Annotated in this window: 8 protein-coding genes; 5 read left to right on the top strand and 3 right to left on the bottom strand. The window is 44.7% G+C overall.

The window, feature by feature from the left end:
* Nucleotides 1-118: 118 nt before the first annotated feature.
* The 4 genes from ACETMN_RS04840 to ACETMN_RS04825 all read left to right on the top strand — a co-directional run bounded on the left by ACETMN_RS04840 (nt 119) and on the right by ACETMN_RS04825 (nt 2,669).
* Nucleotides 119-1,108: a zinc-binding alcohol dehydrogenase family protein gene (locus tag ACETMN_RS04840; RefSeq protein WP_091015958.1), complete on the top strand. Its 990-nt coding sequence runs from the start codon at nt 119-121 to the stop codon at nt 1,106-1,108.
* Between the two features lie 398 nt (nt 1,109-1,506).
* Nucleotides 1,507-1,749 carry a bacteriocin immunity protein gene (locus tag ACETMN_RS04835; RefSeq protein WP_091015960.1) on the top strand — a complete coding sequence of 81 codons (243 nt, stop codon included), beginning with the start codon at nt 1,507-1,509 and terminating at the stop codon, nt 1,747-1,749.
* Between the two features lie 12 nt (nt 1,750-1,761).
* Entirely contained in the window at nt 1,762-2,280 is a 519-nt protein-coding gene (locus tag ACETMN_RS04830; RefSeq protein WP_143786513.1) for a hypothetical protein, read from the top strand.
* Nucleotides 2,277-2,669, top strand: coding sequence for a hypothetical protein (locus ACETMN_RS04825; protein WP_091015962.1), 393 nt, complete (start codon nt 2,277-2,279; stop codon nt 2,667-2,669). The genes ACETMN_RS04830 and ACETMN_RS04825 overlap by 4 nt, the downstream gene beginning before the upstream one ends.
* 97 nt (nt 2,670-2,766) lie before the next feature.
* Here ACETMN_RS04825 and ACETMN_RS04820 read toward each other — a convergent pair whose 3' ends face one another.
* Together ACETMN_RS04820 and ACETMN_RS04815 are read right to left on the bottom strand one after the other, a co-directional pair.
* Nucleotides 2,767-7,110 carry an S-layer homology domain-containing protein gene (locus ACETMN_RS04820; RefSeq protein ID WP_091015963.1) on the bottom strand — a complete coding sequence of 1,448 codons (4,344 nt, stop codon included), beginning with the start codon at nt 7,108-7,110 and terminating at the stop codon, nt 2,767-2,769.
* A 31-nt stretch (nt 7,111-7,141) separates the two neighbouring features.
* Complete coding sequence (locus ACETMN_RS04815; RefSeq protein ID WP_179198499.1) at nt 7,142-9,523, bottom strand: S-layer homology domain-containing protein; 2,382 nt, start codon at nt 9,521-9,523, stop codon at nt 7,142-7,144.
* 386 nt (nt 9,524-9,909) lie between these two features.
* On the opposite strand from ACETMN_RS04815, the gene ACETMN_RS04810 reads away from it, so the two are divergent.
* Nucleotides 9,910-10,698 carry a formate/nitrite transporter family protein gene (locus tag ACETMN_RS04810; protein ID WP_017690511.1) on the top strand — a complete coding sequence of 263 codons (789 nt, stop codon included), beginning with the start codon at nt 9,910-9,912 and terminating at the stop codon, nt 10,696-10,698.
* Nucleotides 10,699-10,822: 124 nt separating this feature from the next.
* On the opposite strand, the gene ACETMN_RS04805 is transcribed toward ACETMN_RS04810, so the two are convergent.
* A complete protein-coding gene (locus ACETMN_RS04805; protein WP_091015966.1) occupies nt 10,823-12,793 on the bottom strand; it encodes a DNRLRE domain-containing protein in 1,971 nt (656 codons plus the stop codon).
* Nucleotides 12,794-12,843: the final 50 nt, after the last annotated feature.

Here is a 12,843-nt window from a genome sequence, read left to right as displayed (position 1 = left end):
ATCTATTATTTTCAATGATACTGACAATCATTTTTGTTCATTTTACGTGAATCTGCACCATCTGTACAATGAGGCTCAGTAGTGAAATCTGATTATATCGACAGGAGGAATATTGAATATGAAAGCTATCGTACATTCAGGCCAGAGCGGCCTTGCAGGTCTTCAATATACAGAGTCAACATCTCGGGTACCAGAAGCCGGGGAAGTGCAGATTCAATTAAAATCCGCTGGTATCAACCATCGGGATCTATTCATCATGGCAGGACGCGGAACCCAGGACACCCCGCTCATTCCCGGTTCCGATGGAGCAGGTATTATCGTAGCGATTGGCGAAGGTGTAAGAGGGTTCGCGATAGGAGATGAAGTCATTATCCATCCTACACTCGGTTGGGAAGTTGCAAGTAACGTGCCCATCGTGCCCGATATTGTTGGTGGTCCTACGGATGGAACGCTGGCTCAATATATCACGTTATCTGCTGAAAATGCCCTGCCTAAGCCAGTCCACCTATCTTGGGAGGAAGCAGGCGTGCTGTCCCTTTCGGCGTTGACGGCCTACCGTGCTTTGTTCACTCGCGGTGAACTGAAACAAGGTGAACATATCCTCATTCCCGGTATTGGTGGTGGTGTAGCGACCTATGCCCTGCTCATGGCTGTCGCTGCTGGTGCCAAAGTGAATGTTACCTCCAGAAGTGAGGCCAAAAGAAATGAGGCGCTGCGCTTGGGTGCTACCCATGCACTGGATAGTCATGCCGATTGGTGTATGCAGAACGATCTGGAACCTGTGGACATCATCTTGGATAGCATCGGACAAGCCATGTTCCCAAAATATTTTGATATAATCAGACCAGGTGGACGTATCGTGATGTACGGTGCGAGCTCAGGGGATGATCTGACCGTACCCATTCGCTCCATCTTCTTCCCGCAGATCAGTCTGATCGGCACCTCTATGGGCAGCCGTGAGGAGTTTGTGCAGATGCTGCGATGGGTGGAGCAGCATGACATACATCCTGTAATCGATAGCATGTATCCGTTGCAGGATGTAGCGAAGGCATTCGAACGCATGGAAAAAGGCGAGCAGTTTGGTAATCTGGCTATACGTATGGAGTGACATCTGTTTTGAGATGGAGCTTCATGAATTGTTGAAAATTGATTTACGATAATTGGGGTGAATCCATTTGACCCGTCTCGCTAAACGTATATTAATTTTTCTGGTCGCTATTATGCTTTTGGCCCAAATTCCTATGTTAAAAGAAACCTTAGCCCGAGGAGTTACTACGTTATATGTGAAGATAAAGTATCCCGAACATTCCTTTCAATTCCAAGACTTCAACTACGAGTCTCATTTCGGGAACTATATCATTTCTTATACTGATCAAGACGAACAACGTATTAGTCTGATGCTTGAGCCCAAATTTTTTCCGGTGCTCATTATATATGATCCTCTGAATCAGCCCATGAAAGAATAGTAGTTTCACGATATTAATTATTCAGGAGGTGTAATTACATATGGACAATCGATCGCATCTGGTAGAATTGGTTCGAAAACTGATGGACTCTGAAGGAACGGAAGCCGAGTTGGATGACATGTTGACGGAGCTACAACAACAGGTGCCTCACGCTGAGATCAGTAACCTGATTTACTGGGATGATCGAGACCTGACGCCGGAACAGATTGTAGAGGAAGCGTTGGCAGCTCGTCCGATCATTCTTCCGCCCCCATCTTCATATTCTTCAGGAGGTGAACGGTAGGATATGTCTGACATGTCTGATTTAAATCATAATAACAACAATGGACACCCAGATTTTAACGAAATCAGCGGAGAAGAAAAAATACAGGCACTTCGTGATCTGATCGAACTTACTGATAGCCAACTTACACATCAAGTTCTATCTATCGGTACGGATACACATGAAGAGGATCTCATCCGTATCGAAGCATGGCGAGCTTTGGGCATGGCCGAGTCTTCCTCACTTTTGGATGAAATTCGTCATGCTGCCGCACAACTTGTTCGTGACTCGGAAGAAGATGAGGATGTACAGATTTATGCTTTACAGACTCTGACCTTGTTACCTGCTACGGAAGCTGAGATTACGTTGGCCCAGGATGTATTGTCGGGGAATGCCTATATATTACTTCAAGGTGCAGCTTTTGCTATTCTTGCTGCTCACAAACATGTTCCGGGCGCAGTCCTTGCGCTAAAATCTCTTCAATCTCATCCGCATTTCGGCGATTCCGCCAAGCGAGAACTGCATTCCATAACAGGAAGTGATGATCTATGAATCAGGACCATGAACCATTTTCACCAGGAGCATCAGAAGAAGCAGAAGCATCAGGAGAGCATGCTACGAAGGCTGTTTACCTCACCCAAGGTGAAATCAACGCCCTACAGAAAGCTATTCTGTTCCTCAAGTTTGAATCTGAAGAGACGGCCTCCTTACTCTATGCGGGCAGTCCGCTACTTAACAGTGTGTTGGAAAAGGTACGGGATGTCAGCTCATTTGGTGAGTACGCCAAAGAACTTCACTCTCGTCCAAACGAATATGCGGAACGTTTCATGCGCGCCAAGGTGGGGCGTTCATATACAGAAGAATTGGCACCGCGTGAACGAACAGAGGAGCAGAAGAACGAAATTCTTAGATCCTGCATGTATCCGTATCCGGTTAAATGAAAATCCTCCATACTCTCTTTCAGAGCATGGAGGATTTTCATTTCGTTATTAGGACGTACCATCTGTTAAACTGAACATCATTGTAGCAAATACAAGTCTACGGTGTATGTTTGTCTACGTACTGTAGAGTCCCTTTAGGAAACTCATTCCATTCACCGGTTAATGAGAACTGTTGTGAACCTGTATATATCCCCCGTTTTCGAATAAACGTCCCGCCAGCAGGCATGAATTGATCATGCGAAGTTGGATCACCTAGGACATCTACGATTCGTCCATCTTTTCTCAGAACGAACGCAACGACATTATACTCATTCGGATTATACAATTCCAATTCATCATTGTAGTACCAAGCTGACGTTATATCGAAAAAGTCGTAGAACGTATAATTGATGTTTAAATAAGGTAACCCTGAAGTAACATCAGATATGTTTTTTGTTGTCACTTTCATTGTGGATGTCTTTTTCATCCACTGATGAACTTCCAACTGATATCCGGTTGCTTTATGCGACGGATCACCGTCACCTGTGTAATAAAGTTGAACAACACTGCGTCCGTCCCCTGCATCTGCATACTGAGAGAAGAACAACTCTGAGGTGCCCTGATTTTTCGAGTTTACCTGAATGACCACGGCCCTACCGTCATCCCCTATAATCCAGAATAATAACGGAGATACACTCAAAGGGATCTGGGAAGTATTAATCGTATCCGGTCCTGTAAACGTCGAATCCAGCGTACCGCTATAAACTTTAAAACTCGTCTGCCCAGGGAACCAATTGGAAGCTGTAAGGGTTAGAGGATCTATTACACCATACTTCGTGTTGATCTGCATAACTCCACCGTTAACCAAAGAAGAAGTGCGAACGTTGAAGGTGTAATCTACCTGTCCACCTTTTCCATCCTTTGCTGTTATCGTTAAAGGAGCAACTACATTCCCTGTTCCCGGTTTTAGTATAATCTGGTTACCATTAATGCTTGCATTCACCGCTTCATTTGAGCTGTTGCTTATCGTGAATTGCAACGCATCTCCATCGGGGTCACTGAATAGTTGACTCAGATCATACGTGCGCTCATTCGTTACATTAGGTGTCAATACTTGTTCGTAAATGCTACTTACTACCTCAGGGGCCAAGTTAGGGCCAGTAGGCTCTCCTTGTATAGTCACGCCAAAGGACGCTTGTTCACTACGCCCTTTCTGGTCATATACCGTTAACGTCACTGTCGTATTTCCTTCAGCAACTGGAGCAACAGCTATCAGTGAACCATTGGCAGAGACTGTCGCAAAATTGGTATCTGCTGAGGAAGCATCCACCGTTAACGTGGCTGTATCAAAATTCATCAGGTACGACGTCAAATCAAGATTCAGAGCAGACCAAGGCCACGTTACCGTTTGATCCGGAATTGAACTGATATTCCCAGATTCAAGAACTTCAATGTCAATATAGGCTGACGCTTCTTTTCCATACATATCTTTTGCTTTGATGTTAGCTTGAAATTTGCCAACCTGTCTTGGATGAATAATCAGCTTATTTTCTTGAATATCCACCGCTGCGATCAGGAGATTATTGAAATCAAGTGGTGTATTAAACTCTAATGCATCTCCATCAGGATCATCAAAATAATCCGAGAGATTAATGACCGCATCTTCCTTACCTACAAACACCGTTTGAGCAGGTAGATGCTGAGTAAGCACTGGAGAAGCATTCGGCTTAGGATTAACCCTTATCTGAAATGCAGTTGAAATGAGACCACCTTTTCCATCCTCAACTGAATAATAAATGATGTATTCTCCAAATTCTATAGCGGTAAAGTTCAGTACACCCGCTTCCTCCTTGACAATTAAGTGAGGGTTAGAGGAGTATGCACTGAATGTGAGCGGGTCACCATCCGGATCTGTATAATAATCATTTAAGTCAACCGAGGGGATAGGATCTGTGAGGAAACCCAGGTATGCTTCAATCCATCCTGGTGAATTTCCTACCGGATTATGATTTGGAACGAGTAGAATATCGATTTCAAAGAAGTCTGTAGTAATTCCTCCGTTACCGTCATTCACTGTGTATGATATCGTATACGTCCCATTTTGAAGTGATGTTAACTTCAGTTCACCCTCATTCTCCTCTACTGTTACCCCGTCTGGATTGGATGAAGTCGCTGTATACGTCAAAGGGTCACCGTCTGGATCAGTATATACCTCGTTCAACTTTACTAGAGGGATGTCATCCCCCAGGTATACCTCTATTTTCGATGGAGCTTCCCCCACAGGCGCGCGATTGAGTGGTGGCAGAACAACAACTTTCATGTCGAGTTCAGTAATTCCCGTACTGCCATCATCTGCAATTTGTCCATCATCCACCTTAATTTTAAGAACAACTTCCCCTGCCTTTTTAGGCGTTAATCTCAATACAGATTCAGCATAGTTCGATTTCACGATTTCAGTGTCCACGATTTCCGGGACACTGTTTGTTACACTGTATAGCAACTCCGATTCATACTTTACATCATCCATAACATAGACCATGAGATCCACATCCTTGCTACCTGACTCAGCTATCAATTCCTGATCAGGAATTGGTGATGCAAGAGGAGGTCTATTCACGTAGACTTCGAATGTGGATCTCAGCCTTTTACCACGACCGTCATTGGAAGTTACTGTTATGGTAGCCGTGCCATCCTCCAAGGGAACAACATCCAATTGCGATCCATTCAGGATAACCTTTGCAACGGCAGGTTTGGATGAACTGATCGTATAAGTTACCGAGTCACCATCCGGATCAGTCACATAGTTGTTTAGGTTTAACGTTGCTCCTTGTCCATTCCGCGTAAACTTGCGACTTTCGAATGATTTGAGTAGTTCAGGAGCACGATTGGCAACAACAGGAGATGTTCCGCCTCCACTCCCCCCACTTGCTCCCCCTAACGAAGGAGATACCGGATTTGGAGATGACGTTCCTGTATTTCCACTTACAACTGAAGACGAGACTCCAGCAGCCAAAGAAATCTCCGAAACTTTCACATTGCCCGCCACATTAACCTGCGCGGAAGGGTTATTCACTTGAAGCTGTTGAATGGAGCCTGATGCATTAATGTTGACAGCGCCTGTCCCATCGACATTGAGTTGCTGTAAAGTGATGTTACCGTTGAGTTGCAGGGACTTGGATGTATTCATATGAACCGTATCAACGGCTCCTTGTAGCTCCACTTTGCTTGTACCTTCGAGAATATTTAATAACGGGAGATTAGCTGTTTTCCCGATATCAAGCATACTGTCTGATCTAATGTTGACTTCTCGAGTACGGGTATCCCCTGTTAGTGCCACATGTACATCGCTTTTATCTACATCCACATTATTGAGAGTGGAATTGTCAAATACAACCGTATTACTGTCACCGCCATAAACGAAGACAGACTGTTTCACACTGATATTTTTGGCATAAAAGTCATGTTTGACCTCGGGGGCAATCGTCAGCTTGCCCTCGACTGTAAGTCCTTCCACTGAAACAAAGTCTGCCTTCGTCGTTAGATCCCCATGAATTATGGCGTCTCCACCATCCAATAGCAGATTCCCGCTAAATTCAGCTTTTCCCGGGGCTGCATCCTGACCCCCCGTTCTAATTTCCAACCCGTTGATCTCGGTGAGTGTATGATTTTGACTCTTAAACCGTATTCCAGCCTGAACCAGTACAGCCTTATTGCGATTATTCAAAAGGCCCCCCACTTGTTCAGAAATCTGATAGACAACACCGTTGATCTGAATCTGCTTTCCTTCGATTGACTGAATGACAGACAAGCGGTTTTCCGGGAATAGGGTCGACAACAACATGCCTATGGCTTCGCCCCGAACAAGCCCTTGTTTAACTTTATTAGGTCCCTGATATTCGCTTAGAATTTCAGCCTTCTCAGCAGTTCGAATATATGGAGCAGCCCATGTACTCGCTTCTTTCCAATCTGAGGGAAGAGAATCTCCCTGAACTTCTTGTTTAGCCAAAGCCGTGGCTCTTACCAGAACTGTCACCAGTTCCTGTCCAGTAATCTGGGCCTGTGGACGGAAACGCCCTGTTGCATCTCCTTGTAAAATCCCCGCCTTCTTGACCGCCTGAATCGAAGGTGCTGACCAACTAGTAGATTTCACATCCGTAAAAGATGCCGAGACTGACTTGTCCAGTGTGAGACCCAGAGCTTGAGCAAGAACAACTGCCAGTTCCTGACGGGTGATTGGGTCAGCTGCACGAACATTCCCATCCGGATCACCTTTGATGAACCCCATGGTTACGGCCCTATTCATAACATCGTTTAATTTGCTATTGTTATTATCATCTGAGGATATGTCAGACACAGACATAGTCTGCGCCTCCGACTTATCATGTTGTGCAGATACAGGTACAGTGTTGGAAAGAAGCAACGCAATCAAAGCGAGCTGCACAGTCCTTCTTATTTTGGACATAGATGTTCTCCTTCATATGGGATATTCAAAATTAAGGAATCAAAGGTGAGGATGTGTAGTTACCCAGACCGTTGTAATAGTTCTCTCCTTGTTGGATCCATCGTGCCCCGTCATAATTTGCATCACCATGAACATTGCCTGACGTCCTTGTTAAAGATTGCGCAGGCTTCAAGATGGCTGTATCCATAGGTTCCCCATCGTTAATCTGATAGAGTATCAAAGTAATGTCTTGGGGTTGATCAATATCAAAATTAAAAGACATATAATAGATTTCGTCCTCATTGATCGGGAAATCTGTGGAGTCATCGGCAATGACCATTGTTTTATAAGGTGCAATGATAGTTCCAGAAGCAAACGTAATCGGATCGTCTATATCACTACGTTTAATCTCAAAGTGACTGAGTTCAATTGGTTTGGACGTTGGATTATACAGTTCGATAGCCTGAGTAGTGCCTTCTCCCCAGACCACCTCGGAAATAAACAGGCCCTTCCCTGCATCCGGGTCCTCCACCTTAACCGTGAATGTGGTCTCAGCGTCTTTACCAGCGGGATCAGTAGCCTTGACGCTAACGGTGGCAGAACCATTAACGTTCTTGAGATCTAAAGTCAATATATCTCCTTGTACACTCACTTCTACCACAGCGGGATCAGAAGATTGCGCTGAATACGATAGAATGTCGCCATCCATATCAGCGAACACATCAGCCAAATCAACTGTCTTACTCACGGTACCCAATTCAACCACAACAGTTGGCAGTGTTTTTACCACTTCAGGAGCATGGTTGATTGGTGGTTGTGGGATGATGATAGGCGGTAAAGGCGGGAATGGTGGTGGAACAAAGGCCGGTTTTACCAAATAAATGAATGTAGCCGATACACTTCCTCCTTTTCCATCTGCAGCTTTCACCGTAACCGTGGTTTGCCCTATAGCAACGTCCACAATTTTTAATTTTGAATGCTGAATATTCGCAGTAGCGATGTTATGATCGATTTCGGTAATTTCATAGTTTAGCTCATCCTCATCTGGATCAGTAAATACAGCTCCAAGATCAACCTCTTGCATGCCTTGTCCGAAAACCACCATCATGTCAGAGATGTTAGACTGAACAACAGGCGGTTTATTCTGAGGAGACGGAGGTACAATAACCGGCGGCTCAGGTTCTGGAGTCGGTGTAGGAGTTGGTGTCAATGATCCTGAGCCAGTATTGGAGTTGCTTGCCACGGTATTGCTGGATGGTGCGGTTAGTGGCGGTGCACTACGAATGATCTGTGAGGTTACGCCGCCTTTTGGAAGAATAACTGTATTTGTTTTTACACTTGCCGGTAATTGAATAATGGATTTCACGTCTTTTAGCACAACTTCCTTCCACGTTCCACTTCCTAGAACAGTGACTTTGTCAGTCGTATCTACGGTTACCGCATCGATATCTCCATCAATCGTTATCGCACTTACGCCTGGCTTTAATACAACCTTGGACAAGGTATCAGCCTTGAGAGCAACATGATTTGAAGAGACTGTGACCACACCTTGATAGGAGGTACCGACCATATTCAATTTCACGTAATTTTGTAGCGTGCCTGCTTGGGTGATCTGGATTTCTGATAAGGCAGACAGGTTACGTGTACGTGCATCATAAGTAATTACTGCGTTCTGCAATGCTTCTTTGTTCTCGTCATTCAAAATTCTTTGCAATGCCTGACTAATCACAAATGGACGTCCATCCACATAAGCAATATCTCCGTCCAGTGCAGTCAAAAAGGCTGTCCGCTCACCCGTCTGGAAAACATCAACGAGAACTTTTGCTATATCTTGCCGCTCCACCAAAGCCTTGGATTCGAATTTCCCCTCATTGGAATCCAATAAACCCAGTTTCAACGCCGTATGTACCTGTTCTTTAGCCCAACCACTTATCGTAGATTCATCTGCAAGCGTCTGCTGTTGGCCTCCCTTTGCTCCTTGTGTTCCTGTAACTCTTACCAAAATGGAAGCAAGCTCTTCACGACGAATCGGATCGTTAGCACGGAAATTACCTGTTGCATCACTGGTCATCCATCCCTCTTGACGGATTGCTTCAATATAAGGAGTGGCCCAATCTGAATGGTTAAGCCCAGTGTTGGAAGTCTTATCAGTCTCTAATTGTGATGCTTTGGCCAACAACACAGCCATTTCTCTCCGAGTCAAAGGCTTGTCCGGGTGAAATGATCCATCTGGATAACCCGAGATCAACCCTTTCTCTACTGCTTCCTTTACTGCTTGAAGAGAGGACGATCGTATATCGTTCTGATCTGTAAAAACCGATGATACGGAGACTGTTGCTTCTCCGGTTTGCTCTGCTGCGTTGACAAATTGAGTTCCCCACAGCATGCCTACTACCAGTGAAGTCAGCAACACTTTTTTCCAATCCTGATTCATATTTGTTCCTCCCAATAAAACTTCGTTTTCCGCACAAATTTTATCAAGATGCTCTGAACAAATTCTGAACAAAACAACTAGTAAAAAAACCAGATAAAAGAAGATTATATCGATGTAACCCATACACATTTCACTTAACATGGGCACAGATTGTTTTATATAAATTTCGGGATTTTGGAACGAAAAAAATATGCAAATAACTATTCAAAAAATGCAAACAATATGAACACATATTATAAGTTCACATCCAAAATAAGATTAAATTGGTTAAAGATATTCTTTTTCTGAAAAAGCGTGTTACTATCTCAAAAATCGTTATAATAAAAGGAACTTGGTGAGATTTGTAAGTTAATGCAATCATTCAACTTAAATATTGGAGGAGAATTATGGAGACGGAAGCTTTACGCAACGTGGAACAACTAGCTCTGAAGAAACACAAGATTTACAAACAAAGTTTAATCAGGTACCTTGCACGCTCCATGCTGGCCAGTATGTTTATCGGATTCGGCGTCATCGTGGCGTTTAAGACAGGTAACTTCTTTTATATGGAGCAGTCCCCGTTTACCTATCCGATGGCAGCCATTACGTTTGGCGCGGCCATCATTCTGATCGCCTATGGCGGGGGTGACCTGTTCACGGGCAATACGTTTTATTACACGTATGCGGCGCTGCGCAAAAAACTGCGCTGGTTCGAAGTGATCAAGCTATGGATTGCGAGTTATAGCGGTAACCTGATGGGCGCAGCTGTGTTTGCCCTGTTAATCTACCTGACGGGATTGTTCGACTCGTCTCAGGTGAACGGTTTTCTGTTAAGCGTGGTGGAGCATAAGATGGAAGTTCCAACCATGCAGCTCTTTTTCCGGGGAATTTTGTGTAACTGGCTCGTATGTATGGCGTTCTTTGTCCCGATGTTCATGAAGGAGAATGGAGCCAAAATGTTTGCCATGATGCTCTTTGTGTTCTGCTTCTTCATCTCGGGATACGAGCACAGCATTGCCAATATGTGTACGTTCGCTATTGCGCTTGTGCTGAATCACCCAGGGACTATTTCATTTGAAGGTGTGCTTCACAACCTGGTACCCGTAACCTTGGGTAATCTGGTGGGTGGTGTGCTGCTGATGGGCTTTATGTATTATGCGGTGAACAAACCGTTTCTGGATGAAGAGACACATTAATCTCTGGCAAAAAAAGCCCTCCTTCCAGCCTGTCCCCCGTCAATTTTACATTAACTAATATCATATCTCACTTCTATAAATAGATACAAAGAGAGCCTATCTGATAAAAGATAGGCTCTTTGTTTTACATAATAAAGGCATACCCTACATCACCTGACACATCTACAGTACAAGGGAGATCTTCGGCTCCTGCAACCCTTGGTTTGACGATGGAAAGCAGGTCGTTTAGTTGTTCTCCACTTACCTGTACTGACCCTCGGATGTCTGTGTCTGTCTGAACTCTAACAGTCACTGAGCAGTCTATGTCACGGTAGCCTAATGCCCTAATGGAGACGGAACTTTTGATCTCGTGTTCTCCGCCGTACCTGACCCCAACGGAAGAAGGGATATCCGAATCCAGCCATGCACGAACGGTTACGCTGGATGGCAAGTTAGACGCGATTTCAACTTCTACGTTGGATGGGATATCCGATGCAGTCAAAATACATGGAATTACCGACCCATCTAAGTCATAGAATTGGTCATTTCGGATTGCCACGGATGAGGGAAGGTCACTGTCTTTCGGAACCTTTGAGATAACAATACCATTCAAATCTGTTTTGTCTGGTACACGAGGGAAAACGAACGAAAGCATGTCTGACACATCGGACTGCCTAACAATGACTACCGAGTTAATGATCTCTGAAATTACGAAGACGCTTGAAGACAACCAGTCATCGCCCATAATCCGTGGATTAACACAACCATCCAAGTCAGTGTACGACCTTACGTAGACAGATCCTTCACGCTCAGGGACACTCACAATGACTGAGCCATACAATTCATCGTAATCTTCCGAACGGATCGTTAAAGTGGTACTCAGGTCGCTGTATGGCCTTACGTAAACACTACCTTCTCGATTAGGGGCATTGACGATGACTGACCCGTATGAGTCATCCTCCATCTTCCCTTTGACGACTACAGTAGAGTCTATATCCTCATGAGGCTTAACGTATACTTCACCATCAATATAACGTCTATTTACAATGACGGATGAAACGAGACCATCTCCGTCTCCTACACGAACAGATACGGAAGCGTTGATCTCCTTCTCCCCTGTGCCCATGACGAATACTGACGATGGAAGGTAGTTTCTATTGACAGCCACCGATGAAGGTATCTCATGCCTAACTGGAGTCTTCGGATCTCTGACAGTTACGCTGCCGTCAAGATAATACTCCCCTGCATATCCTGCAACGACTATGGAGGACACGAGGTCGTAGTCTTTCAATCCAACAACGTATACACTGCTTCGCAGTTCACTCCGGTTGTAACTGTAGACAGTTGGATCGAAGTATGTAATCTCTAGCACTGGTGTTAGGTCGCTCTCGCGGGTTCCATACTGCTTGAAACGTCCAGGCATTGCTTCGCTGAGTGCTCGTAAAGAGAAGCCATTATGCTGACGCTTGCCTTCATACCATTCGGTCACATAGGTCAAGAGATCAACATCCGTCTCACCTGCATACGTTCCTCCGTCATAAGTCTTAATGAGGTCCTTTACTGCTGGTTGGTTATCCCATGTCAGTCCGTACTCGTTCCACTTTTCCCCCTTAGCCACGTCATACATGGCTATCGGAATGGCAGGTAGCGAGTTGAGAAGGTGTAACTTCAACTTCACGCTCTTGATCTTCTTATCCTTCGGAATCGAACTAATGTCGTACCTCATGAACGTGCGATATAGCTGGCCATTAGATTTCGCGCCCACAAACGTATCGTGATCGTATCCATAGTTCAGCTTTGGCATGTCCTGCCTTGCGTATGTGTCCTCAATCGGTGACAACCTTACCGTAATTGCAGGAGGTTCCATAATTTCCACGAGACCTGACATCTTGCTGTGTGGTCTAACCTTCACAGAGGATAACAAGTCATTGTAAAGTCGAGGTTGTACTATTGAAGGCATGTCGTTATCTGTGTTCCCGATAACGAGTACCTGTCCAGTCATTTTATTATGAGTTCTGACTAAGACGCTGGAGAGCAACTCATTGTGGATTCGCGGGGATACACTTGACTCAAGATCATCATTTTTAAGTACATTGAGGATGACCTTACCCTTCATTCTATTCCTTGCCATAGATACCACGACCATTCCATTGTATTGGAATCAAG

It is taken from the genome of Paenibacillus sp. M2 (assembly GCF_046713495.1).
Taxonomy (GTDB): domain Bacteria; phylum Bacillota; class Bacilli; order Paenibacillales; family Paenibacillaceae; genus Paenibacillus; species Paenibacillus amylolyticus_B.
Note: the sequence above shows the minus strand (reverse complement) of the source record. Positions and strands in the feature narration are given on the sequence as shown.

What these genes read in the sequence shown, in the direction of transcription:
- ACETMN_RS04835 (WP_091015960.1), top strand. Translation starts at nt 1,507, where the DNA reads ATGGACAATCGATCGCATCTGGTAGAATTGGTTCGAAAACTGATGGAC.
- ACETMN_RS04820 (WP_091015963.1), bottom strand. Translation starts at nt 7,110, where the DNA reads ATGTCCAAAATAAGAAGGACTGTGCAGCTCGCTTTGATTGCGTTGCTT.
- ACETMN_RS04815 (WP_179198499.1), bottom strand. Translation starts at nt 9,523, where the DNA reads ATGAATCAGGATTGGAAAAAAGTGTTGCTGACTTCACTGGTAGTAGGC.
- ACETMN_RS04830 (WP_143786513.1), top strand. Translation starts at nt 1,762, where the DNA reads ATGTCTGATTTAAATCATAATAACAACAATGGACACCCAGATTTTAAC.
- ACETMN_RS04810 (WP_017690511.1), top strand. Translation starts at nt 9,910, where the DNA reads ATGGAGACGGAAGCTTTACGCAACGTGGAACAACTAGCTCTGAAGAAA.
- ACETMN_RS04805 (WP_091015966.1), bottom strand. Translation starts at nt 12,793, where the DNA reads ATGAAGGGTAAGGTCATCCTCAATGTACTTAAAAATGATGATCTTGAG.
- ACETMN_RS04825 (WP_091015962.1), top strand. Translation starts at nt 2,277, where the DNA reads ATGAATCAGGACCATGAACCATTTTCACCAGGAGCATCAGAAGAAGCA.
- ACETMN_RS04840 (WP_091015958.1), top strand. Translation starts at nt 119, where the DNA reads ATGAAAGCTATCGTACATTCAGGCCAGAGCGGCCTTGCAGGTCTTCAA.